This window comes from Streptomyces sp. NPDC020192 (genome assembly GCF_044388685.1).
Taxonomy (GTDB): Bacteria; Actinomycetota; Actinomycetes; order Streptomycetales; family Streptomycetaceae; genus Streptomyces.
The window spans coordinates 923,822-938,065 of the sequence record NZ_JBIRXG010000001.1; the positions used below are offsets into that span (position 1 = coordinate 923,822).

A 14,244-nucleotide genomic window follows, 5' to 3' on the forward strand; every position below is an offset into this window, starting at 1 on the left:
CTTCGGATGATCCGCCTTCGACTTCTGTGGAGCTAAGGAGAATTGAACTCCTGACCTCCTGCATGCCATGCAGGCGCTCTACCAACTGAGCTATAGCCCCTTGTTTTGTTGTTTCGCCCGGTTCCCCGGCGACGTCGTAAACATTACAGGGCCAGGGCCGTAGCGCAAAATCGGTTTCAGGTTCACACCCGTACGCGTACTTATGTCCGGTTTTGACACTGGAGCTGTCAGGCCGTCACGAAGGAGTAGAACCGCTTGAGCGTGCAGTGTTCTTCGAGAAGGCGGCCGTAGATCGGCTCGCCCTCCAATTCCCGGTACGTCTCGATCGGGTCGCCTTTTATGATCAGCGCCCGCGCGCATTCCTCGCACCAGTACTGGTAGTCGGGATTGATCGGCTCCATGTCGCGGACGATCGGCGTACCGCTCCCGCACCAGTCGCACTTTCGCCTGTGTGCACCCATCGATCAGCTCCAGCTGTGGCCGCAGGCCGTGCACACGTAGGAGATTCCGCCGTTGTCGCCGAGGACCTGGGCCACATGCGCGGAACCGCAGGAAGGGCAGAGGAGCCGGGTGGTCGTGTTCCGTATCAACGCCGCACCGAGGAGGTGGCCGCCCTCCTCGAGGATGCTCGCAGGCATCGCTACTCCCTCCCGTCGGGCCGCGTCCCCTTCCGGCCGTTTGATTCTGCCACGGCTGGAGCAATACGGTCAGCGACGCCTCAGTACCAGTCCGGACACGGCTGCCGAGATGCGCCTCCGCAGAGGTATACGCGCGCGGGACCCCGACTGACTCAAGCCGCACGCAGAAGATCCCGCCCCCTGGTGGGGACGGGATCTTCATCACCGATCTTGATCACTCGACAGAGTGTCGATCAGTGGAGCTAAGGAGAATTGAACTCCTGACCTCCTGCATGCCATGCAGGCGCTCTACCAACTGAGCTATAGCCCCTTACGTTCTTCCCGCTCGGCGGGGCGAACAAGAAGAACTCTAGCCTGTGACCTGCCAGAAAGTGAAATCCGGGGTCGGGGTGGGGCGACGGCGGCTCAGGTGTCGTCGCCGAGCACGGGCTCCGGAAGGGTGCCCGCGTTGTGCTCCAGCAGGCGCCAGCCGCGGGCGCCCTCGCCGAGCACGGACCAGCAGCAGTTGGACAGACCGCCGAGGCTCTCCCAGTGCTGGGCCTCCAGGCCGAGGAGCCGGCCGATGGTGGTGCGGATGGTGCCGCCGTGGCTGACGACGACGAGCGTGCCGTCCTCGGGCAGCTTCTCGGCGTGCCGCAGGACGACGGGTGCGGCGCGGTCGGCGACCTCGGTCTCCAGCTCGCCGCCGCCGCGGCGGACCGGCTCGCCGCGCTTCCAGGCGGCGTACTCCTCGCCGTGGCGGGCGATGATCTCCTCGTGCGTCAGTCCTTGCCACACGCCCGCGTACGTCTCGCGCAGGGCCTCCTCGCGGGTGATGTCGAGGCCGGTGAGGGTGGCCAGCTCGGCGGCCGTGTCCGCCGCCCGCCGCAGGTCGGAGGAGACGATCGCGTCCGGCTTCAGGGAGGCCAGCAGCCGGGCGGCGCGGCGGGCCTGGCCGAGGCCGGTCTCGGTCAGCGCGACGTCCGTGCTGCCCTGGAAGCGCCGCTCGACGTTCCAGGCCGTCTGGCCGTGCCGCCACAGGATGACGCGCCGGCCCCGGCTCCTGCGGTCGGTCACCTCACCGGTGGCGCTCATCACCACTCCCCGCCCGGCTCCACGGCGGCCTCCTCGGCCTGCAGCTTGGCGTGCTCCTCGGCCTTGCCGCGGGTGGCCCTGGCGTCGGCGGGCAGCTCGAGCTCGGGGCAGTCCTTCCACAGCCGCTCCAGGGCGTAGAAGACCCGCTCCTCGCTGTGCTGGACGTGGACGACGATGTCGACGTAGTCGAGCAGCACCCAGCGGGCCTCGCGGTCGCCCTCGCGGCGCACCGGCTTGGCGCCGAGTTCCTTCAGCAGGCGCTCCTCGATCTCGTCGACGATGGCCTTGACCTGGCGGTCGTTCGGGGCGGAGGCCAGCAGGAAGGCGTCCGTGATCGACAGCACGTCGCTGACGTCGTAGGCGATGACATCGTGGGCGAGCTTGTCGGCCGCCGCCTGGGCGGCGCTGTTGATGAGCTCAAGGGAACGGTCGGTGGCGGTCACTACGCGGCTTTCCTTCGGCGGTCGTTTGACATCAAGGGTCTCACGGACCGCCCGGAGCACCCCACGTGATTATCGGATCGCGCAGGGTGCCCCCGCCGAAGTCAGGAGGCGGACGGCTTGTAGTCCTGGCCGAGGACCACCGAGACGTCGGCGCCCGAGGAGACCGTGCCCTTGGCCACGGAGCCGGCCGGCAGACCGAGGGTCTTGGCGACCTCGGTGGCGTTCTCCTTGTCGGAGGCGTCCGCGTAGAGCACCTTCGAGACGGCCTGGGTGCCGGCGGCGGTGCCGCCCTCCAGGAAGGTGAAGCCGCCGTTGAGGAGCACCACGCGGGCCTTCTCGGTGTCGTCCTTCACACCGGTGGCGTTCTGCACCGAGACCCGGACCGCGGATCCGGCGTCGGGGCTCTTCGCGGTGCCGCCGAGGATGTCCTTCACCACGCTGCCACTGGTCTGCGCGCTCAGCGTGCCGTCGGTCTGCACGGGCAGCAGGGCGGTCTTGTACTCGCCGCTCTTGGCGAGGTCGGCGAGCCTGGCGAGGAAGGTCCCGAGGTCCTTGTCGGTGAGCGGCGGGTCGAGGATCTGCGCCAGGGTCTGCACGGTGGTGATCGCCGACGACGGGTCGGAGGACAGCTTGCGCAGCACGCCCTGCATGACCTGCCCGAACCGCTCCAGCTGGGCGTTCTCGGACTCTCCGGAGGCGCGGTAGGTGGCGTAGGCGACGGCCATCTTGCCGCTGAGGGTCTGCTGGCTGCCCTTGTGGACGAGCGGCTCGGTGCCCTTCTTCTTGGCGTCCGGGTCGGGCACGTCGGCGTTGGTGTCGATGTCGATGTTGCCGACCAGGTCGACGAGGTTCTGCAGATAGGGGGTGTCGAGGCGCCAGGTGCCCTGGATGTTGGTGCCGAGCACGGTGCCGAGCTGGTCGCGGGTGCCCGAGGAGCCGTCGCCGTCCACCGACTTGGCGAGGGTCGTGGTGGCGCCCGAGTCGCCGCTCAGGGCGAGGTTGTTGGGCAGCAGCACGGTGCTGCCCTGCTTGGTGGTGGTGTTGTCGACCAGCAGTGCCGTGGAGGTGCCGCCCTTGCCGGTGTTGTGCAGGTGGACGACGATCACGTCGCGTTTCTGGGCGCCGACGGGCGTGGCCGCGCCGGGCTTGGAGCCGGCGGAGGACAGGCCGGGCAGCTTTCCGGCGTACCAGAGGTAGCCGACGCCGCCGACGGCGACCAGTGCGAGGACGACGACCAGGGCGATCAGCCGGCTGCGGGCGCGGCGTTTGGCCTCCTCGCGGCGCTCGGTGCGGTTCTCGGTGAAGTTCAGCCAGTCGATGACGTCCTCGGAGTCGCCCTCCGGGTCCTCGACGAAGGCGAACTGCTCGGTGCGGTAGTCCCGTTCGCCCTCGTCCCGGGGCTCGTCGGCCGCCTTCGGCTGCTGCGCCGGGCCGGCCTGCTGCGGGATGTAGGCGGTCTGCCCGGCGACCCGGGGCTGCTGCCCGCTGGTCGCGGCCTGCCCGTAGGGGTCGTAGCCGACGACGGGCTGGGTGCCGGTCGTCCCGTAGGGGTCGTACGGGGTCTGGGCGGCGTAGGGGTCGTACGCCTGCTGCTGCCCGGAGTCGTAGGAGGGCACCGGCGGCTGCTGGCCGGTGGCGTACGGGTCGTAGCCGTAGCCCTGCTGCTGGGCGTACGGGTCGTAGGTCGCCTGCGAAGCCTGCTGTGACTGCTGTGACTGTGGAGACGGCTGTGCCGGTATCTGCCGGTACACGGGCCGGCCGTACTCGTCGTAGCCGACGATCTCGTACGGGCCGGCACCGTAGCCGGTGTCACCCGCGTCGTATCGGTCGTTCACCGGTGCCCCTCTCGGCTCACTCGCCGCGGTACAGCTCGCGCTTGTCGATGTAGCGCACGACTCCGTCCGGCACCATGTACCAGATGGGGTCTCCCTTGGCGACTCTCGCGCGGCAGTCCGTGGAGGAGATGGCGAGCGCCGGCACCTCGACCAGTGAGACACCGCCCTCCGGCAGGCCGGGGTCGGTCAAGTGGTGGCCGGGCCGGGTGACGCCGATGAAGTGCGCGAGCGAGAACAGCTCCTCGCTGTCGCGCCAGGTCAGCAGCTGGGCCAGGGCGTCGGCGCCGGTGATGAAGAACAGGTCGGTGTCGGGGTTGAGGGCCCGCAGGTCGCGCAGGGTGTCCACAGTGTAGGTGGGGCCGCCGCGGTCGATGTCGATGCGGCTGACGGAGAACTGGGGGTTCTCGGCGGTCGCGATGACCGTCATCAGATAGCGGTCCTCGGCCGGGGAGACCTTGCGGTGGGACTTCTGCCACGGCTGGCCGGTGGGCACGAACACCACCTCGTCCAGCTGGAACTGCGCGGCGACCTCACTGGCCGCCACGAGGTGCCCGTGGTGGATCGGGTCAAACGTTCCGCCCATGACGCCCAGGCGTCGCTTGCCCGTGCGCACGGGGCCGCCGAAGGGCCGGTACGACGGGTGCTGCACCGTGTCGCCGGTGCTCTCGTCGCTCTTGTGCGCCGGACCGGTAGGCATGTCCTGCTCTCCCATGCGTGCAGACCCTACCGGCCCGGCCTGGAGCCTCCCGCCGGGGACGGGGTCCGGGCTCAGCGGTCGCGGTTGAAGCGGGTGGTGATCCACAGCAGGAGCAGCAGGATGATGAAGGCGCCGCCGCCGGTGACCAGCGGGTTGAGGCTGTCGTGGTGGCCGCCCTCGGCTTCGGCGAGGGTGACCATCTGGGCTGCGGCGCTGTGAAGGCTCATCTTCGGCAGGACCTAACGCGTGTGGGCGGGATAAAGATGTCGGCTCATCGTATGCGGGCGGCCCGGCGGCGATCACGCCGACTCCGCCGTTGGGGTCGGGGGGAAGGTCCGTCGGGGCCCGGCGGGGAACTTTCGCCGGCCGTCAGTCGTCCTTCCGCTTGTAGCCGCGCAGCAGGAACCAGGCGGTCAGCGCGCAGCCCAGCACCATCACGACCAGCACGATGCGGAGCAGATTCCCCGACCCGTGCTGCTGGACGGCGCTCGCGGCGGCCTCGGTCAGCCAGGCGGCTGCGGGGTGGTGATCCATCGGTGGACTCCTTCGGCTGTACTGCCCGTCCACCGTATCTCCGCCTAGGCTGGGCCCTGCCTCGGGGGCACAGTGGCACTCACACGTACATGGGGGAAGACATGTCCGACGACGGCCAGCAGGACACGGGGCACGAGCGCGTGCCGAGCAGGCAGCGCAGGCGCTTCCCGGGGATCTCCTCGCGTGCCTATGAGCATCCGGCCGACCGCTCCGCCCTGGTCGCGCTGCGCAAGCTGAGCGGATTCGACACGGTCTTCAAGGCGCTCAGCGGGCTGCTTCCGGAGCGCAGCCTGAGGCTGCTGTTCCTGTCCGACTCGGTGCGCGTCTCCGAGCGGCAGTTCCAGCACCTGCACGACATGCTCCTGGACGCCTGTTACATCCTGGACCTGGAGAAGGTCCCGCCGATGTACGTCAACCAGGACCCGCAGCCCAACGCGATGTGCATCGGCCTGGACGAGCCGATCATCGTGGTCACCACGGGCCTCGTGGAACTCCTCGACGAGGAGGAGATGCGCGCGGTCGTCGGCCACGAGGTGGGCCACGCGCTGTCCGGCCACGCGGTGTACCGCACGATCCTGCTGTTCCTGACCAGCCTCGCGCTGAAGGTCGCCTGGATCCCGCTGGGCAACTTCGCGATCATGGCGATCATCACGGCGCTGCGGGAGTGGTTCCGCAAGTCGGAGCTGTCCGCGGACCGCGCGGGTCTGCTGGTGGGCCAGGACGCGCAGGCCTCGATGCGCGGCCTGATGAAGATCGCGGGTGGCAACCATCTGCACGAGATGAACGTGGACGCCTTCCTGGAGCAGGCCGAGGAGTACGACGCCGCGGGCGATCTGCGCGACTCGGTGCTGAAGATCCTGAACGTGCTGCCCCGCTCGCACCCCTTCGCGGCGATCCGGGCGGCCGAGCTGAAGAAGTGGTCCGAGTCCCGGGACTTCCAGCGGATCATGGACGGCCACTATCCGCGGCGCGACGAGGACAAGGACACCTCGGTCAGCGACTCCTTCCGCGAGTCGGCGTCCAGCTACGCCAGCGATGTGAAGAGCTCCAAGGACCCGCTGATGAAGCTGGTCTCGGACCTCGCGGGCGGCGCGGGCGACCTGGGCGGCCGGGTGCGGCGCGGCTTCGACGGCTTCAGGAGCGGCCCGCCTCCGGCGCATGAGGGGCCGCAGGACACGGAGTAGGTGCCCCGAGTCGTCGGCCCCTCACACCTTGGGCTGAGCCCCCATGGCCAGCGTCCCGCACAGCGCGGCCGGGCTGTCCGTGGCGAACGGATCGGTGCCCGCCGGTCCGCCGCTGCGGGCCGTCTGCCCGGCCAGCAGCGGCCGCAGGTACGACGTGGAGTCCTCGGCGCAGGTGAGAGGCCCTGCCTGGACGTAGGACGTGAGCAACTGGACCTGGTGGATGCGCAGGTCGTCGTGGGTGAAGCGGAAGGTCAGCTCGCGGCGGACGGTGAAGAGGGAGATCTGCGCGCCGGACGGGCTGCCGGCGGGGCGCAGGGCGTAGACCAGGGTGTGGTCGGCGGTGACCTCCAGCGCGTCCGGGTCCGTCTCGACGGCCTGCAGGTCGCCCTGGACGCGGATGCGGTCGTCGGCGAGCTGGGCGTGGGCGGGGTCGAGGCGGACCAGCCAGCCGGTGGGGGCGTGCCGGCCGTCGGCCGCCGGGTGGGCGAAGCTCTGGTCGAACTGGTCGAGCTGGGCGGCGTCGAGAAGCGCCCGGGCGGGGCTGAGCTGGCGGCCGGTCAGCACCTCGGGGTAGAGCGCGGAGCGGACGATGTAGTCCTTGGCGGTGGTGAGCGCGGTCACGACCTGGCTGTCGGAGAAGTGCTCGGTGCCGCGCGCCGCCGGCAGCGGTATCCCCTCGGCGCCGATGTCGAACTGGGCGGCGGGGCTGTGCGCGTACAGGCTCTCGGCGTCGGCGGCGCCGGGCACGGCGCCGGTCGGGGTGAGCGGGATCACCGTCATCCGCAGAGGGTCCACGGGGCGCCGGGCCTGCGGGGTGTCGTAGGGGTGGTGGACGCTCAGATAGACCGCGGTGCCCAGGGCGACGGCGAACAGCACGACGAGGACCAGCAGTTGCCGGGTCAGTCCGCGCTGCACGGAGGGGCGGCGGCGTACGGCCGGCGCGTGGTCGGCCATCCGCTCCTCGGCGGAGTACTCCTGGAGACGGGCAGCGCGGACGAACGACTCGTCGAACACGACGGATCGGTACTCGTCCTCGCCACCTGCGGGGCCGCCCTCGGGTGTCCCCTCCGGTGGGTCTCCTGGCCCGCCCATACTTTCAGAGTAGGTCTCAGGGGCCTCAGGTAAACGCCCTGGTACACGACAACTTCTGACAGGTGCTCACCAAGACGCGGGCGGGCGCGTTCAGGGGGTGCGCGGGACGGCGGAGGCGACCGGCTGGGCCGTGTCGGCGGAGAGGGAGGGGACGGCGGAGCTGCCCTGTTCCACGCCGGTCGAGGCGGGTGCGGGCACTCGGTCGCGGGTGCCGGAGGAACCGCCGCGGTAGACGGCGGCGAAGGCGAGGGCGACCATGCCTATGCCCATCACGACGGCGAGCACCCAGGCCACGGGGCGGTGCCAGCGGACCTGTCTGCCGTGGCCGCCGAAGGGGCCGTGACCGTCGTCGAGGACGTAGGTGCCGTCCAGCTCGTCGCCGTCCCGATCTTGGCCGAGATCGGTCCCCTCGGGGGCGTACTTGTCGTCGTAGCGCTCGCCTCGGGCGCGGGCGCGGCGGGCCTCCGCCTCGGAGGCCTCGGCTCTGGCCTGTGCGGCCGCCAGGAGGCGTTCCACGGCGGTCGGTTCATGGACCGTGGCCGCCTGTACGAAGGCCTCGTCGAAGACCACGGAGGCGAACTCTTCGTCCGACACCCCGTGGTCGTGGTCGTCGTCGGGCTCCCAGCCGTCAGGGAACGGCGTGCCCCCCACGTCCTCCGGCACGCATCCAGAGTAGACCTGGGGGGTCAATTTGGGCAGACGGTATGGAAATTCATCCGCCTGTTGAGACGGTTTCCGGACGCCGTCCGGACGTCGCTTCAGGAGGCTGTTCCGAACACACGGCCGCAGCCGGGGTGTTCAGCCGAACGGGTGAACCTTGGAGGCGGTCTCAGGGGCGTACGTGCCCGTCGCCGGTGACGATGTACTTCGTGCTGGTCAGCTCCGGCAGGCCCATCGGGCCGCGGGCGTGCAGCTTCTGGGTGGAGATGCCGATCTCGGCGCCGAAGCCGAACTGGCCGCCGTCGGTGAAGCGGGTTGAGGCGTTCACGGCGACGGTGGTGGAGTCGACCAGCTGGGTGAAGCGGCGGGCGGCCTGCTGGGAGGTGGTGACGATCGCCTCGGTGTGGCCGGAGGTCCACAGCCGGATGTGCTCGACGGCCTTGTCGAGGGAGTCGACGACGGCGGCGGCGATGTCGTACGAGAGGTACTCGGTCTCCCAGTCCTCGGCCACGGCCTCCACGATCGTCGCCTTGGAGTCCTTGGCATAGGCCATGACCCGCTCGTCGGCGTGCACGGTGACGCCGGCCTCGGCGAGGGCGTCCAGGGCGCGCGGCAGGAACTCGGCGGCGATGTCCTGGTGGACCAGGAGGGTCTCGGCGGCGTTGCAGACGCTGACCCGCTGGGCCTTGGAGTTGATCAGGATGTCGATCGCCATGTCGATGTCGGCGTGGGCGTCGACGTAGACGTGGCAGTTGCCGGTGCCGGTCTCGATGACGGGCACGGTGGACTCGCTGACCACGGTCTGGATCAGGGAGGCGCCGCCGCGCGGGATGAGGACGTCGACCAGGCCGCGGGCGCGCATCAGCTCGCGCACGGAGTCGCGGCTCTCGCCGGGCACGAGCTGTACGGCGTCGGCGGGCAGCCCGGCGCCGCCGACGGCGTCGCGGATGACGCGGACGAGGGCGGTGTTGGACTCGTAGGCGGAGGCGGAGCCGCGCAGCAGCACCGCGTTGCCGGACTTCAGGCAGAGGGCGGCGGCGTCGACGGTCACGTTCGGCCGGGCCTCGTAGATGATGCCGACGACGCCGAGCGGGACGCGGACCTGGCGCAGGTCGATGCCGTTGGGGAGGGTGGAACCGCGGACGATCTCGCCGACCGGGTCGGGCAGCTTCGCGACGTCGCGGACGTCGGAGGCGATGGCGCGGACCCGCTCGGGGGTGAGGGTGAGCCGGTCGACGACGGACTCGCTGGTGCCGTTCTCGCGGGCCTTGGCCACGTCCTTGGCGTTGGCCTCGACGATCTCGGCGGTCCGGACCTCCAGGGCGTCGGCGATGGCGAGCAGCGCGTCGTCCTTCACGGCGCGCGGCAGCGGCGCGAGGTCGGCGGCGGCGGCCTTGGCCCGGTAGGCGGCCTGGGTGACCGGGGACATCGAGTCGTACGGCGAGAGCGTGGTCATGCAGGAAGGGTAGTGCGCGGTGCGGAGCGGTTCAGCGTACGTCCCACACCGCGAGATGAAACGCCCACAGAGACACCCATAAGGGATCCCTGTGAGGGATCAGAAGGGGTGGACCCCTACGGGTGTCGCGGGCGGCGGACCGTAGCCCTCGGCGATGCGGTGGTGGTAGGTCTCGCGGTCGATGACCTCCAGGCCGACGATCTCCCAGGGCGGCAGGCCCGCGCTCTGCCGGTGCTCGCCCCACAGCCGCAGGGCGACGGCCGCGGCGTCGTGCAGGTCGCGGGCCTCCTCCCAGTACCGGATCTCGGCGTGGTCGGTCGCGTATCTGCTGGTCAGAAGGAAGGGGTGGTCGTGGGCCAGCTGTTCCAGGGCCCGGCGCAGATCGGGCAGGGGGACCTGCTGCCCGGAGACGCTGAGGGTGACATGCCACAGCCGGGGCAGGTCCTTGGGCTCCTCGTAGGCGTCCCCGGCCGCGACGCTCGTCAGAGCACCGCGGGTTGTCACCCCAGGGCGCACTCGTCTCACGACGGCCTCCTTCACCCAGCGCTCGAAAACATGCCTCCGAGACAAAGTTGAGCAGGCCGTATCGCTCTGCGGGGCGGTTTTACGGAACGTCCCCCACCGGGGGCTGTCGTTCTGCCCTGTTTTACGAGTGCAGCAGCACCAGGTCGTCCCTGTGTACGACCTCGCGTTCGTACGCCGGGCCCAGGTCGCGGGCCAGCTCCCGGGTCGAACGCCCGATCAGCCGGGGGATCTCCTTGGCGTCGAAGTTGACGAGTCCCCGGGCCACCGCGCGGCCCGCCGTGTCGCGCAGCTCGACGGGGTCACCGGCGCTGAACTCGCCCTCCACGGCGGCGATCCCGGCAGGCAGCAGCGACTTGCGGCCCTTGACCACGGCCTCGACAGCGCCGTCGTCCAGGGTCAGCGCGCCCTGCGGGGCGGAGGCGTGCTGGAGCCAGAGCAGCCGGCCGCCGGAGCGTTTGCCGGTGGGGTGGAAGAAGGTGCCGGTGTCGCCGCCGCTCAGGGCCTCCGCCGCGTGCACGGCGCTGGTGAGGACGACGGGGATGCCGGCGGCGGCCGCGATCCGGGCGGCCTCGACCTTGGTGACCATGCCGCCGGTGCCGACGCCGGCCTTGCCCGCGCTGCCGATCTCCACGCCCGCGAGGTCCTGCGGACCCTTCACCTCCGCTATCCGCGAGGTGCCGGGCTTGCTGGGGTCGCCGTCGTAGACACCGTCGATGTCGGACAGCAGAACCAGCAGGTCGGCGTGGACGAGGTGGGCGACGAGGGCGGCCAGGCGGTCGTTGTCGCCGAAGCGGATCTCGTCGGTGGCGACGGTGTCGTTCTCGTTGACGATCGGGAAGGCGCCCATCGCGAGCAGTTTGTCGAGGGTGCGGGAGGCGTTGCGGTGGTGGGCGCGGCGGCTCATGTCGTCGGACGTCAGCAGGACTTGGCCGACGCGGACGCCGTAGCGGGCGAAGGAGGCGGTGTAGCGGGCGACGAGCAGGCCCTGGCCGACGCTGGCGGCGGCCTGCTGGCGGGCCAGGTCCTTCGGCCGACGGCGCAGACCGAGCGGCGCGAGGCCGGCGGCGATGGCGCCGGAGGAGACGAGGACGATCTCCCGCTCTCCCCCGCTGCGGATCTTGGCGAGTACGTCCACCAGCGCGTCGACACGGTCGGCGTCCAGGCCGCCGGCGGCGGTGGTCAGCGACGAGGAGCCCACCTTGACGACGATCCTGCGGGCCTCGCCCACGGCCTGCCTTGCCCTTGCCACCTTGCCCTCTGTTCCCTCTGGTCCCACGCACGGTTCCGGCTGCCTGCCAGGCAATCTACGCGAAGCACCGCACCCCGCGCGCCCCGGTCCAGCCTCCGGACAGGCGCAGGGTAGCCATTCGCTCACGGAATGAAGAAGGCGTCCTCGCCGGTGCAGAGCGGGCGTCGGTACGGCCGCGGCCGACGTTGCGGGGGCCGCCGCGCCTGGGCACCGCGCGGCGGTGGGACGGGGACGAGTCCCACGGTTCGAGGGCGAGGCGGGGGTCCGGGGGCGGTGGCCCCCAGACCGTGACAGCGGCGGACCGGGCCTTACTCGAACGGGTCGAACTCGTCGTACTCGCGGGACGCCTCGTCCCGCTCGGCCTGCTTGTCCTTGCGGCGCTGCGTCGCCGGCCGGGGCGCGTCGAAGCGGTGGTCCTCGCCACGGCGGCCGAGCATCTCGGCGCCGGCCATGACCGACGGCTCCCAGTCGAAGACGACCGCGTTCTCCTCGGGACCGATGGCGACGCCGTCGCCGGACCGGGCGCCCGCCTTCATCAACCGCTCTTCCACACCGAGGCGGTTGAGCCGGTCGGCGAGGTAGCCGACGGCCTCGTCGTTGTTGAAGTCGGTCTGCCGGACCCAGCGTTCGGGCTTCTCGCCGCGCACCCGGAACAGCGGCTCGCCGCCGACCTCCTCGCGGGTGACGGTGAAGCCCGCGTCGTCCACGGCCTTGGGCCGGATGACGATCCGCGTCGCCTCCTCCTTCGGCTTCGCGGCACGCGCCGTGCCGACCAGCTCACCGAGCGCGAAGGACAGCTCGCGCAGCCCGATGTGGGCGACGGCCGACACCTCGAAGACGCGGTAGCCGCGCGCCTCCAGGTCGGGGCGCACCATCTCGGCGAGATCCTTGCCGTCCGGCACGTCGACCTTGTTCAGGACGACGATCCGGGGCCGGTTGCCGAGGCCGCCGTACTGGCGCAGCTCCTCCTCGATGACGTCGAGGTCGGAGAGCGGGTCACGGTCGGACTCCAGGGTCGCGGTGTCCAGCACGTGCACCAGCACACTGCACCGCTCCACGTGCCGCAGGAACTCCAGCCCCAGGCCCTTGCCCTGGCTGGCGCCCGGGATCAGACCGGGCACGTCGGCGATGGTGTACACGGTCGAACCGGCCGTGACGACACCGAGGTTGGGCACGAGGGTCGTGAACGGGTAGTCGGCGATCTTCGGCTTGGCCGCGCTGAGCACGGAGATCAGCGAGGACTTGCCGGCGCTCGGGTAGCCCACCAGGGCCACGTCGGCGACCGTCTTCAGCTCCAGGACGATGTCCTGCAGGTCCCCGGGCACGCCCAGCAGTGCGAAGCCGGGCGCCTTGCGGCGGGCGGAGGCGAGCGCCGCGTTGCCGAGGCCGCCGCGGCCGCCCTGCGCGGCGATGTACGACGTGCCGTGGCCGACGAGGTCGGCGAGCACGTTGCCCGCCTTGTCGAGGACGACCGTGCCGTCCGGCACCGGCAGGACCAGGTCCTCGCCGTCCTTGCCGGAGCGGTTGCCGCCCTCGCCGGGCTTGCCGTTGGTGGCTTTGCGGTGCGGCGAGTAGTGGTAGTCGAGCAGCGTGGTCACGGACTGGTCGACGGTGAGGATGACGTCGCCGCCGCGCCCGCCGTTGCCGCCGTCCGGGCCGCCGAGCGGCTTGAACTTCTCACGGTGGACGGAGGCACAGCCGTGGCCTCCGTTACCCGCGGCGACGTGCAGTTCGACGCGGTCCACGAAGGTGGTCATGGTTCAGTGCCTCCTGAGGGTCCCCCCGGCCGAAGGCCGGGGGAGTTACGGGTGTTTCTCTTCAACACGCTTAACACGCGAGAGGCGGACCCGCCTTCCCGACCGGGAAGTGAGGTCCGCCTCGCGAAGTGAACGTTCGGTCTAAGCCTTGATCAGGCGACCGGAACGATGTTCACGACCTTGCGGCCGCGGTGGGTACCGAACTCCACCGCACCGGCCTGGAGGGCGAACAGCGTGTCGTCGCCGCCACGGCCGACACCGGCGCCAGGGTGGAAGTGGGTGCCGCGCTGGCGGACCAGGATCTCACCCGCGTTGACGACCTGACCGCCGAAGCGCTTCACGCCGAGCCGCTGGGCGTTGGAGTCGCGACCGTTCCGGGTGGACGATGCGCCCTTCTTGTGTGCCATTGCTCAGTCCCTCTTTACTTCGCGGCCGTCGGGATGGACGTGACCTTGATCGCCGTGTACTGCTGACGGTGACCCTGGCGACGGCGGTAGCCGGTCTTGTTCTTGTAGCGCAGAATGTCGATCTTCTGGCCCTTGTGGTGGTCCACGACCTCGGCCTGGACCTTGATGCCGGCGAGCACCCACGGGTCGCTCGTCACGGCGTCGCCGTCGACAACGAGCAGGGTCGAGAGCTCGACCGTGTCGCCAACCTTGGCAGTGGAAATCTTGTCAACCTCAACGATGTCGCCGACAGCAACTTTGTGCTGGCGACCACCGCTGCGCACGATGGCGTACACGCGGATCTCTCTTTCGCTCGTTCAGAACCGGCACCCCCGCAGGCCAGCCGCCCACAACACACGGGGCGACCTCTCCCGGCCAGCCTTGCGTCCGGGAGGAAGAGGTTTACGGGGATGTGGCGCGCTCAGTGACACGCCGACGGTCAAGGTTACGGGGCCCGGCCGAGGGGGTCAAACCGGGCCTGGGGGGTGTGGGGGCGGTCACGCGGGAACGGCGCACGGCCGGCCCCACCGCTGTGGGGGCGGGGCCCCCCCCCCCCCCCCCCCCCCCCCGGGGCCCCCCCCCCCCCCCGGGGGGGGGGGGGCCCCGGGGGGGGTTGTGGCCCCGCCCGGGCCGGCGCCGCCGGCTGGGGGGGGT

At 70.7% G+C, this 14,244-nt stretch carries 17 protein-coding genes and 2 tRNA genes; 1 reads left to right on the plus strand and 18 read right to left on the minus strand.

Annotation, left to right across the window (positions count from 1 at the left end):
• Nucleotides 1-27: 27 nt before the first annotated feature.
• The 10 genes from ACH47Z_RS04295 to ACH47Z_RS04340 all read right to left on the minus strand — a co-directional run bounded on the left by ACH47Z_RS04295 (nt 28) and on the right by ACH47Z_RS04340 (nt 5,221).
• Nucleotides 28-100, minus strand: a tRNA-Ala gene (locus ACH47Z_RS04295).
• Between the two features lie 127 nt (nt 101-227).
• Nucleotides 228-461 (minus strand): hypothetical protein, encoded by a 234-nt coding sequence (locus tag ACH47Z_RS04300; protein WP_006136074.1) that lies wholly within the window; start codon nt 459-461, stop codon nt 228-230.
• A gap of 3 nt (nt 462-464) precedes the next feature.
• Entirely contained in the window at nt 465-638 is a 174-nt protein-coding gene (locus ACH47Z_RS04305) for a hypothetical protein (RefSeq protein ID WP_399070298.1), read from the minus strand.
• A 237-nt stretch (nt 639-875) separates the two neighbouring features.
• Nucleotides 876-948: transfer RNA gene (locus tag ACH47Z_RS04310), tRNA-Ala, on the minus strand.
• 95 nt (nt 949-1,043) lie between these two features.
• A complete protein-coding gene (locus tag ACH47Z_RS04315) occupies nt 1,044-1,712 on the minus strand; it encodes a histidine phosphatase family protein (RefSeq protein ID WP_399070300.1) in 669 nt (222 codons plus the stop codon).
• Nucleotides 1,712-2,155: a ribosome silencing factor gene (gene rsfS / locus ACH47Z_RS04320; RefSeq protein ID WP_399070302.1), complete on the minus strand. Its 444-nt coding sequence runs from the start codon at nt 2,153-2,155 to the stop codon at nt 1,712-1,714. Before rsfS ends, ACH47Z_RS04315 begins: the two co-directional genes overlap by 1 nt.
• Nucleotides 2,156-2,256: 101 nt before the next feature.
• Nucleotides 2,257-3,990, minus strand: a complete 1,734-nt coding sequence (locus ACH47Z_RS04325) for an LCP family protein (RefSeq protein WP_399070304.1) — start codon at nt 3,988-3,990, stop codon at nt 2,257-2,259.
• A 16-nt stretch (nt 3,991-4,006) separates the two neighbouring features.
• Entirely contained in the window at nt 4,007-4,702 is a 696-nt protein-coding gene (gene nadD / locus ACH47Z_RS04330; RefSeq protein ID WP_399070306.1) for a nicotinate-nucleotide adenylyltransferase, read from the minus strand.
• A gap of 56 nt (nt 4,703-4,758) precedes the next feature.
• Entirely contained in the window at nt 4,759-4,914 is a 156-nt protein-coding gene (locus ACH47Z_RS04335) for a hypothetical protein (RefSeq protein WP_399070308.1), read from the minus strand.
• A gap of 142 nt (nt 4,915-5,056) precedes the next feature.
• Nucleotides 5,057-5,221, minus strand: a complete 165-nt coding sequence (locus ACH47Z_RS04340; protein ID WP_399070310.1) for a hypothetical protein — start codon at nt 5,219-5,221, stop codon at nt 5,057-5,059.
• 101 nt (nt 5,222-5,322) lie between these two features.
• Between ACH47Z_RS04340 and ACH47Z_RS04345 the strand changes: the two genes are divergently transcribed.
• Nucleotides 5,323-6,405, plus strand: a complete 1,083-nt coding sequence (locus tag ACH47Z_RS04345) for a M48 family metallopeptidase (RefSeq protein WP_399070312.1) — start codon at nt 5,323-5,325, stop codon at nt 6,403-6,405.
• 21 nt (nt 6,406-6,426) lie between these two features.
• On the opposite strand, the gene ACH47Z_RS04350 is transcribed toward ACH47Z_RS04345, so the two are convergent.
• From ACH47Z_RS04350 to rplU, 8 genes are all read right to left on the minus strand, one after another.
• Nucleotides 6,427-7,497, minus strand: coding sequence for a hypothetical protein (locus ACH47Z_RS04350; protein WP_399070314.1), 1,071 nt, complete (start codon nt 7,495-7,497; stop codon nt 6,427-6,429).
• A gap of 90 nt (nt 7,498-7,587) precedes the next feature.
• Nucleotides 7,588-8,187, minus strand: coding sequence for a hypothetical protein (locus tag ACH47Z_RS04355; RefSeq protein WP_399070315.1), 600 nt, complete (start codon nt 8,185-8,187; stop codon nt 7,588-7,590).
• 139 nt (nt 8,188-8,326) lie between these two features.
• Nucleotides 8,327-9,613 carry a glutamate-5-semialdehyde dehydrogenase gene (locus ACH47Z_RS04360; RefSeq protein WP_399070317.1) on the minus strand — a complete coding sequence of 429 codons (1,287 nt, stop codon included), beginning with the start codon at nt 9,611-9,613 and terminating at the stop codon, nt 8,327-8,329.
• A gap of 99 nt (nt 9,614-9,712) precedes the next feature.
• Entirely contained in the window at nt 9,713-10,138 is a 426-nt protein-coding gene (locus ACH47Z_RS04365) for a hypothetical protein (protein WP_399070319.1), read from the minus strand.
• A 121-nt stretch (nt 10,139-10,259) separates the two neighbouring features.
• A complete protein-coding gene (gene proB / locus ACH47Z_RS04370) occupies nt 10,260-11,366 on the minus strand; it encodes a glutamate 5-kinase (protein ID WP_399070382.1) in 1,107 nt (368 codons plus the stop codon).
• Between the two features lie 329 nt (nt 11,367-11,695).
• Nucleotides 11,696-13,144, minus strand: a complete 1,449-nt coding sequence (obgE, locus tag ACH47Z_RS04375) for a GTPase ObgE (protein WP_399070322.1) — start codon at nt 13,142-13,144, stop codon at nt 11,696-11,698.
• A 152-nt stretch (nt 13,145-13,296) separates the two neighbouring features.
• Nucleotides 13,297-13,551, minus strand: coding sequence for a 50S ribosomal protein L27 (rpmA, locus tag ACH47Z_RS04380; protein WP_023550764.1), 255 nt, complete (start codon nt 13,549-13,551; stop codon nt 13,297-13,299).
• Nucleotides 13,552-13,565: 14 nt separating this feature from the next.
• Complete coding sequence (rplU, locus tag ACH47Z_RS04385) at nt 13,566-13,886, minus strand: 50S ribosomal protein L21 (protein ID WP_009188585.1); 321 nt, start codon at nt 13,884-13,886, stop codon at nt 13,566-13,568.
• Nucleotides 13,887-14,244: the final 358 nt, after the last annotated feature.